This window comes from Bacteroides sp. L008, from assembly GCF_040812255.1.
In the GTDB taxonomy this organism is placed as follows: domain Bacteria; phylum Bacteroidota; class Bacteroidia; order Bacteroidales; family Bacteroidaceae; genus Bacteroides; species Bacteroides vicugnae.
The window spans coordinates 2,778,030-2,795,202 of sequence record NZ_JBFNXO010000001.1 but is presented as its reverse complement, the minus strand read 5'-3'; the positions used below and the strand labels follow the sequence as shown (position 1 = coordinate 2,795,202).

The following is a 17,173-nucleotide window of genomic DNA, read 5'->3' as shown; positions in this document are numbered from 1 at the left end:
AACATCACTAAATAAATAAACGAATGACGCTGCTTTTGATTTCTCAGAAGTGGTGATTTAGTGTGTTTTATCTTTATGGGAGTTGATATTTCTTTTTGAAATCTGCATTTGTATATTGAAAGTAAAAGTCTTTTTAATGGCTTCTTAAATAAAGAATAGTACTGACGTAAAATAAAATATTGTTTGTTTTGTTTGTGTTAAAACGAAGTGTGGTTTCGTGAGAAAGTGCACTTTGTTAAAAGGAGGATTAAGTATTTAATCCTCCTTTTTAATGAATAACATCAGCCTTTTGTAAAAAGGATGTTTGGTAAGGGTAGAGGTATCTCCTAATATAACAAGCTTCATTCGTGCCCTTGTAATCGCTACATTCATTCTTCGCAAATCATTCAGGAACCCAATCTGCCCATCCTCGTTGGCACGTACAAGACTGATGAAAATAACGTCCCGCTCCTGTCCCTGAAAACCGTCTACCGTGTTTACGGTGATGAGGCTGCGGAAGGGGCGTAAAAAGCTGCTCCCTTTGATCTTTCCCCTCAAATATTGCACTTGCGCCTTGTAGGGTGAAATCAGACCGAAATCAATTCTTTCATCCAGTATCCGTTCTTTGCCGATCCGTTCGATATATGCTTCCAGTTCCTGTAGTAATAGATTGGCTTCCTGCTTGTTGATGCGTCCGAAACTCTCACCTACAAAATCTTCGTGAAAGTCCATTTCCGAAGTATCAATCCAATTCATAGGAGTGTCAAAATCAAGAATACCCCGGTAGCGCACTTCCGGAGCAGCTTCCAGTTCTCCGTGGTAGAACCAGTTGGAGGGAAACTGCATGATGGCTTCGTGCATTCTGTACTGCACTTTTAATAAAGAAACAGCAGAAGGCTTTTGCTGAACCACTTTTTCCATTAACGTGTGATCCAGTCCTCCACGAGCGGCTTCTATACATTTGATCGTTGGTGGGAGCTGGCAATGATCTCCTGCAAGGATGACGCGGTCTGCTTTACGGATGGCAATCCAGCAGGCAGCTTCGAGCGCTTGAGCAGCTTCATCAATGAACAAAGTAGGAAAGCGACGCCCGTTGAGCAGACGATGGTTGCTGCTGACCAGTGTAGAAGCAATCACACGGGCACTATCAAATAGATCGGCATTGATTTGTATTTCCAACTCTGTGGCACGATCGCGGAGATGGCTCATGCGATTACGCATACCTTCCCGTTCAGAATAACTTCCCTGGCGCATCCGGCTACCCATTTCACGGATAGATTTGCGAATTCCCCAAAGTTCCGGATAGGCAGGATGGCTTTCAAACCGGCGTTCGTAGGTGGATGAAAGCATTTTGTCGTTGACCCGGGTAGGATTCCCGATGCGGAGTACGGGTACTCCCCGGTCTACCAGTTTCTCACAAATCCAGTCGACAGCAGTGTTGCTTTGTGCACAGACAAGCACTTGCGGTTCCCGGTGCAATGTTTCGTAAATTGCTTCGACAAGAGTCGTTGTTTTTCCGGTTCCCGGAGGACCGTGAACGATGGATACATCACGTGTGCAGAGTACCTTGTTGACAGCTGTTTCCTGGGTGCTGTTCAGCCAGGGGAAGCGGACAGGATACAACTCCCGGAATCCCGGTTTTTGTGGACCAAGCAAAATATCACGCAGTTCTGCCAGACGATTATCTTTAGCGCGTATGGTGTCTTCCAGTGCCTCGAACATGGCCCGGTAGGATGTTTCGTCAAAATAAAGTTGCACCCCCAGTATGCCGTCAGTTTGCAGTTCCGCTAAAGCTCCCGCTCCGGGAAGTACAACTACCATTCGCTCCTCATCTGCAAAGCTGACAGTAGCGATGAAATTCATGTACTTCACTTTTCCTTCGAATGACTGGTGGAAAAAGCAGACGGGGCGGCCGAACTCGAAGGAATGCTCTATTTCTTTATTTTCGGTCCGTGTAATATCTATTACAAGCTGATTCAGAGAATTGTAGTAACTTCGGCCAAGAGAGACGGGATACCAGCAGAGACCGCGTTTCACTTTACGGGCAACGCCCATTGTTTCGGTCTGCCGTTTAAATTCTTCCTTTTCGTGTTCATACTCCATCCGTAGGAGGAGTTGCTGTTGCTGAAGGTCGATGATTGGACTTTTCGGATTATTACTCATAATAGGCGCAAAGGTAACAAATCTTCGTTCCGGGTAGAAAAAATATTTCATTTTGTTAAACATTACTCGAACGCCGTTCGTTATTTTTATAGATAGACTCATAAAAGATAAAACAATATGGTATATGATGTGACTATGTTAGAAGCTTTCTACGCTGCTTATAAAGGAAAGGTAGAACACGTACGGGCTATATTGAAACGCCCCTTGACGTTGGCCGAGAAGATTTTGTATGCTCATCTGTATGATGTAGCCGATTTAAAAGATTACAAACGGGGAGAAGATTATGTGAACTTCCGTCCCGACCGTGTAGCTATGCAGGATGCGACTGCGCAGATGGCATTGCTTCAATTTATGAATGCAGGTAAGGATCAGGTGGCTGTGCCCTCAACAGTACATTGCGATCACTTGATACAGGCGTACAAAGGTGCAAAGGCGGATATTGCTACGGCAAGATTGACCAATGAAGAAGTATACGACTTCCTTCGCGATGTATCTTCCCGTTACGGCATCGGTTTCTGGAAACCGGGAGCAGGTATTATCCATCAGGTAGTACTCGAAAACTATGCTTTCCCCGGCGGTATGATGGTAGGAACGGATTCCCACACTCCTAATGCAGGCGGACTGGGCATGGTAGCTATCGGTGTTGGTGGCGCGGATGCTGTGGATGTGATGACAGGAATGGAATGGGAACTGAAAATGCCGAAGATTATCGGTGTTCGTCTGACCGGAAAACTAAGTGGCTGGACATCTCCGAAAGATGTAATCCTGAAACTGGCCGGCATCCTTACCGTAAAAGGAGGAACAAATGCTATTATCGAATATTTTGGTCCTGGAACCGAATCCCTTTCTGCTACCGGGAAAGCTACCATTTGTAATATGGGTGCCGAAGTAGGGGCTACTACCTCTCTGTTCCCGTTTGACGGGCGCATGGCTGCCTATTTAAGGGCTACCGGAAGAGATTGTGTGGTCGATTGGGCGGAGGCTGTCGATGCCGATCTTCGTGCGGATGATGTAGTGACCGACGAGCCATCCAACTATTACGACCGTGTGATTGAAATAGACTTGTCGGAACTCGAACCTTATATAAACGGACCGTTTACACCGGATGCCGCTACTCCTATTTCCGAATTTGCAGAAAAAGTGTTATTGAACGGCTACCCCCGCAAAATGGAGGTGGGCTTGATCGGTTCATGTACCAATTCTTCTTATCAGGATTTGAGTCGTGCAGCTTCTTTGGCGAAACAGGTCACTGAAAAGAACTTGAGTGTCGCTGCTCCGTTAATCATCAATCCGGGTTCGGAACAAATCCGGGCTACTGCCGAAAGAGATGGGATGATTGAAGCTTTTGAACAGTTGGGTGCCACGATTATGGCAAATGCCTGTGGCCCTTGTATCGGTCAATGGAAACGCGAGACGGACGATCCGACACGGAAAAATTCAATCGTTACTTCTTTCAACCGTAACTTTGCCAAACGTGCTGACGGTAATCCGAATACCTATGCGTTTGTAGCTTCTCCGGAACTGACAATGGCATTAACGATTGCCGGCGATCTCTGCTTCAATCCGTTGAAAGACAGACTGGTGAATCATGACGGAGAAAAGGTGAAACTATCCGAACCTGTAGGAGATGAACTCCCTTTGAAAGGTTTTACATCCGGAAACGAGGGGTATATTGCCCCGCACGGAGCAAAAACGGAAATCAAGGTGAAGCCTGATTCTCAACGTCTCCAGCTCCTGACGCCTTTCCCGGCATGGGACGGACAGGATTTACTGAATATGCCTTTACTGATTAAAGCACAAGGAAAATGTACTACCGACCATATCTCTATGGCAGGTCCGTGGCTCCGCTTCCGGGGACATTTGGAGAATATTTCCGACAATATGCTGATGGGAGCTGTCAATGCTTTCAACGGTGAAACGAACAGCGTTTGGAATCGTTCAACAAATACTTATGGAACAGTTTCCGGTACGGCAAAAATGTATAAGTCTGAAGGTATTCCGTCTATAGTTGTTGCCGAAGAGAATTATGGAGAAGGTTCCAGCCGTGAACATGCAGCCATGGAACCGCGCTTTCTCAATGTGCGTGTCATTCTGGCTAAGAGTTTTGCCCGTATCCACGAAACGAATCTGAAAAAGCAGGGAATGCTTGCTCTTACTTTTGTAGACAAGGCAGACTATGAGAAGGTTCAGGAACACGATCTTTTGTCAGTAGTAGGTTTAGTCCATTTCGCACCGGGTCGCAATTTGACGATTGTTCTTCATCACGAAGACGGAACGAAAGAAAGTTTTGAAGTACAGCATACCTATAATGAACAGCAGATAGCCTGGTTCCGTGCCGGCTCTGCTTTAAATGCAAGATAAAATATGAGCAAGATAACCATGCAAGCAGATGGTACGTTGCTGGTGCCCGATGTGCCTACCGTACCTTATATTACCGGCGATGGAGTAGGAGCGGAAGTGACTCCTGCCATGCAAGCCGTAGTGGACGCAGCTATCCGGAAAGCTTATGGCGGCAAACGTCGGATCGAATGGAAAGAAGTGTTGGCTGGAGAACGTGCTTTCCATGCAACAGGTTCCTGGTTGCCGGATGAAACAATGGAAACCTTTCAGGAATACCTGATAGGAATCAAAGGCCCGTTGACAACTCCTGTCGGAGGTGGAATCCGGTCGTTGAATGTAGCGCTGCGTCAGACACTTGATTTATATGTCTGTCTTCGTCCAGTTCGTTGGTATCAGGGAGTACAGTCGCCTGTCAAATCACCTGAAAAAGTGAACATGTGCGTGTTCCGTGAAAATACGGAAGATATCTACGCAGGTATCGAGTGGGAAGCTGGTACTCCGGAAGCTGAAAAGTTCTATAAATTCCTGAAAGACGAAATGGGAGTAACAAAAGTCCGTTTCCCGGAAACCTCTTCTTTCGGTGTGAAACCTGTATCACGTGAGGGTACTGAACGTCTGGTACGTGCTGCCTGCCAGTATGCGCTCGACCATCATTTACCTTCTGTAACGCTGGTGCATAAAGGAAATATCATGAAGTTCACGGAAGGTGGCTTCAAGAAATGGGGTTACGAGCTGGCACAGCGTGAATTTGCCGATGCTTTGGCAGATGGCAGACTGGTGATAAAAGATTGCATTGCCGATGCTTTCTTGCAAAATACACTCCTGATTCCCGAAGAATATTCCGTGATAGCTACCTTGAATCTGAATGGAGACTATGTTTCCGACCAACTGGCGGCCATGGTAGGCGGTATCGGTATTGCTCCGGGAGCAAATATCAACTATCAAACAGGACATGCCATTTTTGAAGCGACTCATGGAACAGCTCCCAATATTGCGGGAAAAGATGTGGTGAACCCTTGTTCTATTATACTTTCGGCCGTAATGATGCTCGAATATTTTGATTGGAAAGAAGCGGCTGCTCTGATAGAGAAAGCCTTGGAACAAAGCTTCCTGGACGCTCGCGCTACACACGATTTGGCTCGTTTTATGCCGAATGGAACCTCCCTCTCTACTTCCGCTTTCACTCGTGAGATCGTGGAAAGAATTGAAAAATAAAAGTAACGAATAAAAAACGAAGAAAGATGAAAAAAGAGTACCTGATTTACAAACTTTCCGAGGAGATGAAGGAAGCTACCCGGATTGATAATGAATTGTTCCCAAAGTTTGATGTGAAACGCGGATTGCGTAATGAAGATGGCACAGGTGTATTGGTAGGTTTAACCAAAATCGGTAATGTAGTAGGCTATGAACGTATTCCGGGTGGTGGATTGAAACCGATACCGGGAAAATTATTCTATCGTGGTTATGATGTGGAAGATATTTCGCATGCCATTATCAAAGAGAAACGTTTCGGTTTTGAAGAAGTGGCTTACCTGTTGCTTTCCGGACGTCTGCCGGATAAAGAAGAATTGCTTTCTTTCCGTGAATTGATTAACGACAATATGCCGTTGGAGCAGAAAACAAAAATGAATATCATAGAGTTGGAAGGAAACAACATCATGAATATTCTTTCACGCAGTGTGCTTGAAATGTACCGTTTTGATGCGAATGCGGATGATACTTCCCGGGATAACCTGATGCGTCAGAGTATTGAACTGATTTCGAAATTTCCCACTATCATTGCTTATGCGTACAATATGCTTCGCCATGCTACTTTCGGACGTTCTCTGCATATCCGCCATCCGCAGGAAAAACTCTCTATTGCCGAGAACTTTCTGTACATGTTGAAAAGAAATTATACCGAACTTGATGCTCGTACCCTCGATTTGTTGCTGATTCTTCAGGCAGAACATGGGGGCGGTAACAACTCCACTTTCACTGTTCGCGTTACTTCTTCCACCGGAACGGATACTTATTCGGCCATCGCCGCAGGTATCGGTTCATTGAAAGGCCCGCTTCATGGAGGTGCAAATATTCAGGTTGCCGATATGTTCCAGCATCTGAAAGAGAATATCAAAGACTGGACAAGTGTGGATGAGATAGACACTTATTTCACCCGAATGTTGAATAAGGAAGTATATAATAAGAGCGGATTGATCTACGGTATAGGACACGCCGTTTATACAATCTCCGATCCCCGTGCTCTTCTGTTGAAAGAATTGGCTCGTGACCTTGCCCGTGAAAAAGGAAGAGAAAGTGAATTTGCTTTCCTCGAACTGTTGGAAGAACGAGCCATCGCTACTTTCGGACGTGTTAAAAACAACGGAAAGACAGTATCCAGCAATATCGACTTCTATTCAGGCTTCGTGTATGAAATGATCGGCTTGCCGCAGGAAATCTTCACTCCTCTGTTTGCTATGGCACGTATCGTAGGCTGGTGTGCACACCGTAATGAAGAATTGACCTTCGAAGGTAAACGAATTATCCGCCCGGCTTATAAGAATGTACTTGATGATTTGCCTTATATTCCAATCAAGAAACGCTGATAAAAACAAATCCTTTTATTGAATATATAAGTGATCCCGGATGTATGCCTCGTAATTTCAGGTATGCGTTCGGGAATGCTGTTTTTTATGTTCTTAAAGGAATGTATTTCAGATTCTTTCTATTTTTTGTACCGTCATTCGTTTCATTTTTGTTATTTTTGCGTGTTACAAAAAAAGATCGACATGAATATAGCTGCTTTTAATCTGTTTCTGGGCGTGATGAGCCTGATTGCCCTGGTTGTTTTTATCGCCCTTTACTTTGTGAAAGCCGGATATGGCATTTTCCGTACGGCATCGTGGGGCGTAGCTATATCCAATAAACTAGCCTGGATATGGATGGAAGCTCCCGTTTTCCTAGTGATGTGTGTAATGTGGATATATTCCGAGCGTCGGTTTGAACCGGTAATCTTCACTTTTTTCCTGTTCTTCCAGATTCATTACTTTCAACGTGCTTTCATTTTTCCCCTGCTACTGACGGGGAAAAGTAAGATGCCGCTGTCAATCATGTCGATGGGTATTCTTTTTAATTTACTGAATGGCTATATGCAAGGTAAATGGATCTTTTATCTTGCTCCCGAAACGATGTATCAATCCGGTTGGTTCGCTTCACCGTGGTTTATTATAGGCACACTGCTTTTTTTCACAGGTATGCTGACGAACTGGCATTCGGATTATATCATCCGGCACTTGCGCAAACCGGGAGATACCCGGCACTATCTGCCTCAAAAAGGTATGTACCGTTATGTCACTTCCGCCAACTATTTCGGTGAAATAGTGGAATGGGCAGGATGGGCGATACTCACCTGTTCACTTTCCGGACTTGTTTTCCTTTGGTGGACGATTGCTAACCTTGTTCCTCGTGCCAATGCCATCTGGTGCCGTTATCGCGAAGAATTCGGCGATGCAGTGGGAGAACGGAAACGAGTGTTCCCTTTCCTTTATTAGGTATTAGGGCATTTTTCATTACGACTTAAATATGACTCAATAAATATACTACTATGGAATCTAAACTTTTTAGTCCGGTCACTTTTGGCCCTTTGACGTTGCGGAATCGAACAATCCGTTCGGCAGCTTTTGAGAGCATGTGTCCGGAGAATACTCCTACGCAGATGTTGCTGGATTACCATCGTTCGGTAGCTGCGGGAGGAGTGGGTATGACAACAGTGGCTTATGCTGCCGTGACGCAAAGCGGACTTTCTTTCGACCGTCAGTTGTGGTTGCGTCCGTCTATTATTCCCCGTTTGCATGAATTGACAAAAGCTGTGCACGATGAAGGTGCAGCAGTGGGTATACAAATCGGACATTGTGGGAATATGTCCCATCGAAATATTTGTGGTGTCACTCCTATATCCGCATCTTCGGGTTTTAATCTTTACTCTCCTACGTTTGTGCGTGGAATGAAAAAGGAGGAGTTGCCGGAAATGGCACAAGCGTATGGAAATGCGGTCAATCTGGCGAGAGAAGCAGGATTTGACGCTGTTGAAGTGCATGCAGGACATGGTTATTTGATTAGCCAGTTCCTTTCTCCATATACTAATCATCGGAAAGATGAATATGGTGGTTCGCTCGAAAACCGGATGCGTTTTATGGACCTGGTGATGGAAGAAGTGATGAAAGCGGCAGGCAATGATATGGCCGTTTTGGTAAAAATGAATATGCGTGACGGTTTCAAAGGAGGCATGGAGATTGACGAATCGATACAAGTGGCCAAACGTCTATTGGAACATGGAGTTCATGGATTAGTGTTGAGTGGAGGCTTTGTGAGCCGTGCACCGATGTATGTGATGCGGGGTGCCATGCCAATCCGTTCGATGTCTTACTATATGAATTGCTGGTGGCTGAAATACGGAGTCCGTATGTTTGGTAAATGGATGATCCCCTCTGTACCTTTCAAAGAAGCATATTTCCTTGAAGATGCACTGAAATTTCGGGCAGCTCTTCCGAATGCGCCGCTGATTTATGTCGGCGGTCTTGTTTCTCGTCAGAAAATAGATGAAGTGCTCGATTCCGGTTTTGATGCCGTACAGATGGCGAGAGCTTTGCTCAACGAACCGGGATTTGTGAATCGGATGAAAAAGGAGGAACAAGCACGCTGTAGCTGTGGACACAGTAATTATTGCATCGGTCGTATGTATACGATAGAAATGGCTTGTCATCAACATTTGAAAGAACAAATCCCTTTGTCTTTACAAAAGGAGATTGATAAATTGGAGAAAAAATGAGTGAAATGAAATGGGCGATTATCACCGGTGCGGACGGAGGAATGGGGACAGAAATAACACGTGCCGTAGCCAAAGCCGGTTATCGAATCATAATGGCATGTTATAATCCGAAGAAAGCGGAGATTGTCCGCGAACATTTGAGCAAGGAAACCGGAAACCCGTATTTGGAAGTAATAGCTATTGATTTGTCTTCCATGCAATCGGTAGTTTCTTTTGCCAACCAGATTTTGGAAAGAAACCTCTCCATTGCTTTGCTGATGAATAATGCCGGAACGATGGAGACAGGTTTTCATACTACTTCTGATGGGTTTGAGCGAACGGTAAGTGTGAACTATATGGGACCTTATCTGCTTACTCGGAAATTGGTTCCGCTGATGGTGCGTGGAGCGCGTATCGTCAATATGGTTTCTTGTACATACGCAATTGGTAAACTCGATTTTCCCGATTTCTTTCACAGAGGAAAAACGGGGAGTTTTTGGAGAATTCCTGTTTACAGTAACACCAAACTGGCTTTGTTACTATTTACTTTCGAACTCTCCGGGCAACTTCGTGAGAAAGGAATCACCGTCAATGCTGCCGATCCGGGAATTGTTTCTACCAATATCATTACGATGCATAAGTGGTTTGATCCGTTGACGGATATTTTTTTTCGTCCTTTTATCCGCAAACCGAAGAAAGGGGCTTCTACGGCAGTCGGTTTATTGTTGGATGAAAAGGAAGCAGGCGTGACAGGACAACTGTATGTCAATAACCACCGGAAAAACTTGTCTGATAAATACACGAATCATGTGCAGAAAGAGCAGTTGTGGGAGGTGACGGAACGGTCGTTAGCGCAGTGGCTGACATGATTCATTATGACATTTTTCGAATTCAGTTGTCATTATTTCTTTGATCTGTTGGATCTCATCGCTTAATATTGAGTTTTTCCGATGTCCGATGTAGAGTGTATTTTTCATCTCTACATATCCTTTCCACAGGCATATAATATCTCCTCGTTCTATAGAATCCCGGCAGATAGAATGAGGCATAAGTGCCAGGCCGACTCCTTTTTCCAAACAGCGGAGAATGGTATTCTTGTCAGGCATCACATAATTGGGTGCGAAATCGCTCTCTTTTTTGAAATTGAGTTTCCAAAAACGCGCCCATATATTTTTTTCGTTGCTGTACCAAAGTTGAGATTGTAACCACTTTCTTACCTGACCCTTATTCTCAATATCCAGCTGCTGGAATTGAGAGATATCGGTTTCTTTTCCTGCAGCGACGATAAATTCGGAGGTTCCGAGAACTTGATATGAAATATTGTGAATGGGCGTTTCGATTGAAGTGATGATAATGTCTACCGAACCGCTTTCCAGAAGCTCACTCAATTTGTCGTTGTCTCCGAATTGTACGATGAGATTAAAATCTAAATCGGCGATATGAGGAGCTATTAGTTGAGAAAATAGTCCCGAATATACTCCAAGGCAAAGAGTCATTCTCTCTTTTCCACTTCTCTTGCGGACACTGTTTTCTACTTCTTCCAATTTGGTGAGTGAGTAACATATTTGCCGGTATAGCTTTCTTGCTCGTTCATTGGGAATCATTTTCCGGGTGTTACGTTCAAATAACGGATGTCCGATATAATTTTCCAGTGAACTTAAATGCAGACTGACGCCAGGTTGAGAAATATTCAACTCTTTGGCAGCGTCGCTCATAGTTCCCGTATCAAATATAGCTTTAAAGGTTCTAAACCACTCCAGATCTGCTCTCATCTTGTCTTATTTATTAGAAAAGTTTGGGTGATACCAAATTTTTATGATTTTTATAATTAATGCTTGTTATATACTTTTGCACCCGCAAATGTAATTCTTATTTAGAATAAATAAAAATATGAGTCGGGTGAAAAAGATTGTTTGTTGTGAAATAAAGAGGATGACAGGTCTACTGTTGTTGATGTTAATTTTCTCTCTATCAGCTTATTCGCAGCATGGGAAGGGAGTCATGATATCGGGTCGAATAATATCTACGGAAAAAGAAATAGTTGATTTTGCTACTGTTCACCTGAAAGGGACTGGTTTCGGTTCTGCCACTAACCGTGAGGGGCTTTATCATATTAAAGCTCCCGGTGGCGAATATACATTAGTTGTTTCCGCTATGGGATATAAAACGATAGAAAAAAAAGTGGTTTTAAGAAGGGGAGAACGGATAAAGATGAACTTTACCATCACTCCTGATGTGAAAGAACTTAGTGAAGTGGTGATTTCTACTTCCGGAGTGAATCGGGTGAATAAATCAGCTTTTAATGCTGTAGCGATTGATGCAACCAAACTTCATAATAGTACGCAGGATTTAGCCAGTGCTTTAACGAAGGTGCCTGGTGTGAAGTTGCGTGAGTCAGGCGGGGTGGGTTCGGATATGAATCTTTCTTTAGATGGAATGAGTGGAAAAAACATCAAGTTATTCATTGATGGAGTGCCGCAGGATGGAGTAGGAGGCTCGTTCAGCCTGAATAATATTCCGATTAATTTTGCAGAGCGTATCGAAGTATATCGTGGTGTGGTACCCGTTGGCTTTGGTACGGATGCTTTGGGCGGTGTGATAAATATTGTCACCGGAAATAAGCGGCGTACATTTGTCGATGCTTCATATTCTTATGGATCTTTCAACACCCATAAATCGTATGTGAATGTGGGACATACGGCTGATAATGGGTTTACATTCGAAATCAATGCTTTTCAGAATTATTCGGATAATAATTATTGGATTGATACTCCGGTGGAACATTATGATGAAGTGGTCGATGAAGATGGCTGGGTATCCGGCTGGGATTCGGAAAAAATAGAACGGGTGAAACGCTTTCACGACACTTATCATAATGAGGCTGTTGTGGGTAAAGTGGGGCTTGTGAATAAACCGTTTGCCGACCGTTTGATGCTTACCTTTACCTATTCGCAAAATGATAAGGAAATCCAGAACGGTGTTGTACAGGAAATTGTATACGGACAAAAACGGCGGAAAGGCCATTCATTTATGCCTTCGGTGGAATACCGGAAAAGAAACTTATTGCTCAAAGGTCTGGATGTGAACCTGACTGCAAACTATAACCGTAATATTACTCAAAACATTGATACGGCAACTTATGAATATAACTGGCTGGGACAAATGCGGTATAAAAAAGGTAAGTTGGGCGAGCAGAGTTATCAAGACTATAAATCAAGTACCGATAACTGGAACGGTACCTTTACTGCCAATTATCATTTGGGTGAAAGCCATGCTTTCGTGCTTAATCATGTGTTGATGGGGTATGAGCGTAAACCTACTTCTTCTGCTAATATAACAGATGCTACGGGTGCCGCCCAGTATAGCAAAATTGAAAAGAAATCAAGGAAGAATATCACAGGACTTTCTTATCGTTATAGTCATAAGGATTTATGGAATGTTTCTGTGTTTGGTAAATACTATAACCAGTACAGTAGTGGGCCGAGAAATACCAACAATGATGATAGTTCTTCCAATAATAGAGTCAGTTATGAAGAGTCTGCCGGTAGTAGCGGAGCCTTTGGCTATGGGATAGCTGCTACGTATTTGTTTTTGGATGGATTTCAGGCAAAGTTTTCGTATGAAAAGGCGTTACGCCTTCCTACAGCCGATGAATTGTTTGGTGATGATGATATGGAACTGGGAGATGCAGGATTGAAACCGGAACACAGTCATAACGTAAATGCGAGCTTGTCTTACTCACACGAATTTGGAAAACATTCTATATATGTCGAAGGAGGATTGGTGTATAGAGATACGAAGGACTTTATCCGGCGTTTGACCGGAACGTTTTTGGCAGGTTCATCACAATATGCAGCATACATGAACCATGGACGTGTAAGGACAATGGGCTGGAATGCGGAAGTACGCTATAATTATTCTAAATGGTTTTCTATCGGTGGAAATTTTACCGATTTGAACACGCGTGATTACGAGAGGTACGGATTGAATGGGAGTGAATCGACTACCTATAAAGTAAGGATGCCGAATATTCCTTATTTGTTTGCTAACGTAGATGCTTCCTTTTATGCGCATCATCTTTTTGGAAAGGGCAATTTGCTGACAGTAACATATGATAATTATTATGTGCATGAATTTCCTCTCCATTGGGAAAATCATGGGGCTTCCAATAAAAAGGGAGTACCAAGTCAGTTTTCTCATAATCTTAGTTTGGTTTATAGTCTGAAGAACTCCCGCTACAACTTTTCTCTGGAATGTAAGAACTTTACAGATGAGAAGCTTTATGACAACTTTAGTCTACAGAAAGCCGGTCGTGCTTTTTATGGGAAAATCAGATATTATTTCAACAGATAAAAAATGAACAGGCTCTTTGAGCTTAATCTTTAAATATTAGTCAATTTTTAATAGGAACAAAAAATGGTAAGAAAGAATTTTTTATGGATGCTTGCAGTGTCTATGGTTATGGGATTGACAGTTTTGTCTTGTAGTGATGATGAGCCGGGAAATCAGGGAGACGACGGTGAAGGAACAGGTAGTGACTCTCCCAAATATGGGGTCAATTTTACCCTCATTGATTCGGATCAGCAGAAGTATAAAACTTCCACTCTGGTAACCGAAGATTTGGTTGGAAACGGAGAATATTTTACCGTATCCGGCTTTGAATCCATAGGTGATAAAGTGTATACAGCCTTGTGTCCGTTGGGTTTCAGTGATTATGGAATTGAGTCGGGAGCAGCAGAGGGATATGAAGACCTGATTGCGGAAGATGAAGAAACCGGAGAGAAGTCAATAAGTGCAACTGTACACCCTAATCAAGTTTGGATTGGAATTTATGACGGAATTAATAATTTTGATAAGAAGCCGACTATCATCACTGATAATCGTATCAGCTATGCAACTTCACGTTATCGTTCTCAATTCTACCCAACTATTTGTGCGGCAGATGACGGTTATTTGTATGTCTTCTCAAACAGTGTAGCAAAGAGCCAAAGTAATGAGAAAAATAAAACGACTCTTGATGCAGGAGTGCTTCGTGTCAACACAACAACTAACGAGTTTGACAAGTCTTATTATTTTAATATAGAAGATGCGGCAAATGCTACATTTGGAAAGAAACTCTCTTTCTTCCAGGTATGGCATATCACAGGTACTAAATTTTTGTTGAGAATGTACGCTACAGAAGGAAAATATGACTCTACGAGTGATGCAAAAATGATGGCAATTTTTGATTCTCAAAGCGGAACTTTAACTAAGGTGACCGATTTCCCGGTTGCTGAAGAATTGGCGGATATGGGAAGATTTGTTTATGTTGAAAATGGTAAAGCCTATATTCCGGTCGTATTCCAGAAATCTGCTTCGGGTTCATCTACAGTTCAACAACCCGCCATTTATATTATTGATGCTGCGGCTGCTAAGGCTACTAAGGGAGCGACTGTTCAGGCTGACGGAGGTATTACCGCTATTTGTAAAATGAATAATGGGACGTTGGAGAAATATGTAATTGCTGCTGCAAGTTCGGAAGCCTCTTATTTGGTTCCGGCAACAGAAGCGGAAATAAATGATCCGGATGCTGTATTAACTATTAAAGTGGAAGGTGGTAGTACGGAAACGGATGCTGCAACTCATTGGCTCTTCCCTAATCAAAAATATGCATACGGTTTGGGATACCGTCAAGGTGATGCCGGAGTTTCATATTCTTTCGAACTGAAAAGTGACGGTACATTGGGCAAGCGTTCGGCAGAATTTACTATGCCGCGTTTTACCGCATTCGGAACTAGAGATCAATATTTGATTCTGGGTGCTGCTGCTGAAACAAGTTTATAAAACAGTATAAAAATAGATAAAGGCCGGTTCTCTCTCTTCTTTTTTAGAGGGACTGGCTTTTTACCACTCCAAATACAATGAAGAAAATTTTCAGACAAATACATTTGTGGCTTTCCGTCCCTTTCGGACTGATAATTACTCTTATCTGTTTCTCCGGTGCTATGCTGGTATTCGAGAATGAGGTAAATGAGTTGTCCCGTCCTGCGCTTTACTATGTAGAAACAGTAAAAGAGGAACCTATTCCTATCGATAAGTTACTTGAAAAAGTGGCAGCGACATTGCCGGACAGTGTATCTGTGACCGGTGTTAGCATTTCTTCTGATCCCGGGCGTACTTATCAGGTCAATCTTTCCAAACCACGCCGCGCATCTTTGTATGTAGACCAGTACACGGGTGAAGTAAAAGGAAAAAGTGAGCGCAGTAGTTTTTTTACGTTTATGTTCCGGATGCACCGCTGGCTGTTGGATAGTATGAAACCGGGAAATGATGGAATATTTTGGGGTAAGATGATTGTAGGTGTCAGTACACTGTCATTGGTTTTTGTTTTGATTTCGGGAATCGTTATTTGGTGGCCTCGTACACGTAAGTCTTTGAAAAACAGTCTGAAAATAACAGCAACAAAAGGTTGGAAAAGATTTTGGTATGACTTGCACGTGGCGGGAGGAATGTACGCCCTGATTTTTCTGTTAGCTATGGCATTGACGGGATTGACATGGTCCTTTCCGTGGTATCGGACAGCTTTTTATAAAGTCTTCGGGGTAGAAATGCAAGTGCATACCCTCCAAGGACATGAACAGAAGGGTAATCCCCAAAAGGGAGATGTCAGACTGGCACATCAAGAAAAGAAGAGAGAAGGCAATGATGCACAAAATGGTGAAAGAGGTGGGCGTCCGAAAGGTCGGAAGGACAATAGAGAACATGGAGAGAGGCCACATAATGGTAAAGAACAATCAGGAAATTATAAAAAAGATAGAGAGCATGCCGGAAATCAGGGGGCTGGAGAATATCCACGGAGGCAGTTGGACAGTAAGGAATATCCGGAAAACGATCACAGTAATCGGTATTCTGCGGCTTTGCCATTCGCTTATTGGCAGGAAGTGTATGATAAACTAAGGTATCAAAATCCGGAATATAAGCAAATCAGTGTTTCTTCCGGTACGGCAAGTGTATCTTTCAACCGCTTTGGAAATCAGCGTGCATCTGATCGTTATTCTTTTAATACGGATACTGGTGAATTTACAGAAACAAGTCTTTATCAACATCAAGACAAGTCAGGGAAGATTCGCGGCTGGATTTATTCGGTACATGTCGGTAATTGGGGAGGGATGTTTACCCGCATACTTGCCTTTATTGCCGCTTTGATTGGGGCTGCATTACCACTGACCGGCTATTATTTATGGATAAGGAAATTCATCAGGCAATTAATAGGTACGAAGAAATAAAGGCTGTATAATGGCAGGCTATTGTCAATAATGGCATCTTTACTTTATTTCTATTCCGATTTGAGCAAAATCATACGATTTTGTTTAGAATACATTGTGATTTGTACTCTTTTTATTGTCAATCTGTCAGAATAACACTCAAGTGGTTGAATATCAATTCTATATATCCTGACAATAGATGCTGATAATAGGCTGACAATAAAACATATATACTTTTATTGTCAGTGCTGACTCCTTATCAGGTAGCTTGTTTGCAGGCTGATAAAGTGGGGGGAATAGGAAAAGAAACTGGTATAGTTACGTTGGGATACCGGTATTGTTCTATTAAAGTACCGGTATCATTAATTTCCCACGGCCGTGACAAGATCTTCTCACGGCCGTGGTAGGAACTCTTCACGGCTGTGGGAAGAAGCTACCACGGCTGTGGTGAATTAGCTATATCGGCATCCTAATCGAACAATAGTTACTGTATGATGGAAGTATTGCAGTTGTATAACGGTAGTTTAATGGATATTTGTCGCGAAAGGTAAGTAGCACTGGAGGATGGAATTCATATATGTGAACGCACTTGGTGTTGTAGTTGCGTTCATCTCTATCATATTATATAAATAAAAGAGCCATGAATAAATGGGTTACTCCA

General features: G+C 43.1%; 11 protein-coding genes. 9 read left to right on the top strand and 2 right to left on the bottom strand.

What is annotated here, in order from left to right; all coding sequences use genetic code 11:
- Positions 1–255 precede the first annotated feature (255 nt).
- Positions 256–2,193: an AAA domain-containing protein gene (locus AB3G73_RS11130; RefSeq protein ID WP_321020093.1), complete on the bottom strand. Its 1,938-nt coding sequence runs from the start codon at positions 2,191–2,193 to the stop codon at positions 256–258.
- Positions 2,194–2,259: 66 nt separating this feature from the next.
- Between AB3G73_RS11130 and AB3G73_RS11125 the strand changes: the two genes are divergently transcribed.
- From AB3G73_RS11125 to AB3G73_RS11100, 6 genes are all read left to right on the top strand, one after another.
- Entirely contained in the window at positions 2,260–4,503 is a 2,244-nt protein-coding gene (locus tag AB3G73_RS11125; RefSeq protein WP_367744909.1) for an aconitate hydratase, read from the top strand.
- Positions 4,504–4,506: 3 nt separating this feature from the next.
- Entirely contained in the window at positions 4,507–5,697 is a 1,191-nt protein-coding gene (gene icd, locus AB3G73_RS11120) for an NADP-dependent isocitrate dehydrogenase (RefSeq protein ID WP_217721693.1), read from the top strand.
- 26 nt (positions 5,698–5,723) lie between these two features.
- Positions 5,724–7,067, top strand: a complete 1,344-nt coding sequence (locus AB3G73_RS11115) for a citrate/2-methylcitrate synthase (RefSeq protein ID WP_148365136.1) — start codon at positions 5,724–5,726, stop codon at positions 7,065–7,067.
- A 183-nt stretch (positions 7,068–7,250) separates the two neighbouring features.
- Positions 7,251–8,012 (top strand): DUF1295 domain-containing protein, encoded by a 762-nt coding sequence (locus tag AB3G73_RS11110; RefSeq protein ID WP_074557642.1) that lies wholly within the window; start codon positions 7,251–7,253, stop codon positions 8,010–8,012.
- 53 nt (positions 8,013–8,065) lie between these two features.
- Positions 8,066–9,289, top strand: coding sequence for an NADH:flavin oxidoreductase (locus AB3G73_RS11105; RefSeq protein WP_195650559.1), 1,224 nt, complete (start codon positions 8,066–8,068; stop codon positions 9,287–9,289).
- Complete coding sequence (locus tag AB3G73_RS11100) at positions 9,286–10,137, top strand: SDR family oxidoreductase (RefSeq protein WP_148365134.1); 852 nt, start codon at positions 9,286–9,288, stop codon at positions 10,135–10,137. The genes AB3G73_RS11105 and AB3G73_RS11100 overlap by 4 nt, the downstream gene beginning before the upstream one ends.
- Here AB3G73_RS11100 and AB3G73_RS11095 read toward each other — a convergent pair.
- Positions 10,117–11,040: a LysR family transcriptional regulator gene (locus AB3G73_RS11095; protein ID WP_148365133.1), complete on the bottom strand. Its 924-nt coding sequence runs from the start codon at positions 11,038–11,040 to the stop codon at positions 10,117–10,119. The genes AB3G73_RS11100 and AB3G73_RS11095 overlap by 21 nt on opposite strands.
- A 118-nt stretch (positions 11,041–11,158) precedes the next feature.
- Between AB3G73_RS11095 and AB3G73_RS11090 the strand changes: the two genes are divergently transcribed.
- The 3 genes from AB3G73_RS11090 (at position 11,159) to AB3G73_RS11080 (ending at position 16,533) form a co-directional block, all read left to right on the top strand.
- Positions 11,159–13,621, top strand: coding sequence for a TonB-dependent receptor (locus tag AB3G73_RS11090; protein WP_367744905.1), 2,463 nt, complete (start codon positions 11,159–11,161; stop codon positions 13,619–13,621).
- 63 nt (positions 13,622–13,684) lie between these two features.
- Complete coding sequence (locus tag AB3G73_RS11085) at positions 13,685–15,091, top strand: DUF4374 domain-containing protein (protein WP_258981700.1); 1,407 nt, start codon at positions 13,685–13,687, stop codon at positions 15,089–15,091.
- Between the two features lie 77 nt (positions 15,092–15,168).
- Complete coding sequence (locus AB3G73_RS11080; protein WP_148365130.1) at positions 15,169–16,533, top strand: PepSY domain-containing protein; 1,365 nt, start codon at positions 15,169–15,171, stop codon at positions 16,531–16,533.
- The last annotated feature ends 640 nt before the right edge of the window (positions 16,534–17,173 follow it).

What these genes read in the sequence shown, in the direction of transcription:
- AB3G73_RS11080 (WP_148365130.1), top strand. Translation starts at nt 15,169, where the DNA reads ATGAAGAAAATTTTCAGACAAATACATTTGTGGCTTTCCGTCCCTTTC.
- AB3G73_RS11095 (WP_148365133.1), bottom strand. Translation starts at nt 11,040, where the DNA reads ATGAGAGCAGATCTGGAGTGGTTTAGAACCTTTAAAGCTATATTTGAT.
- AB3G73_RS11125 (WP_367744909.1), top strand. Translation starts at nt 2,260, where the DNA reads ATGGTATATGATGTGACTATGTTAGAAGCTTTCTACGCTGCTTATAAA.
- AB3G73_RS11110 (WP_074557642.1), top strand. Translation starts at nt 7,251, where the DNA reads ATGAATATAGCTGCTTTTAATCTGTTTCTGGGCGTGATGAGCCTGATT.
- AB3G73_RS11090 (WP_367744905.1), top strand. Translation starts at nt 11,159, where the DNA reads ATGAGTCGGGTGAAAAAGATTGTTTGTTGTGAAATAAAGAGGATGACA.
- AB3G73_RS11105 (WP_195650559.1), top strand. Translation starts at nt 8,066, where the DNA reads ATGGAATCTAAACTTTTTAGTCCGGTCACTTTTGGCCCTTTGACGTTG.
- AB3G73_RS11115 (WP_148365136.1), top strand. Translation starts at nt 5,724, where the DNA reads ATGAAAAAAGAGTACCTGATTTACAAACTTTCCGAGGAGATGAAGGAA.
- AB3G73_RS11100 (WP_148365134.1), top strand. Translation starts at nt 9,286, where the DNA reads ATGAGTGAAATGAAATGGGCGATTATCACCGGTGCGGACGGAGGAATG.
- AB3G73_RS11130 (WP_321020093.1), bottom strand. Translation starts at nt 2,193, where the DNA reads ATGAAATATTTTTTCTACCCGGAACGAAGATTTGTTACCTTTGCGCCT.
- icd (WP_217721693.1), top strand. Translation starts at nt 4,507, where the DNA reads ATGAGCAAGATAACCATGCAAGCAGATGGTACGTTGCTGGTGCCCGAT.
- AB3G73_RS11085 (WP_258981700.1), top strand. Translation starts at nt 13,685, where the DNA reads ATGGTAAGAAAGAATTTTTTATGGATGCTTGCAGTGTCTATGGTTATG.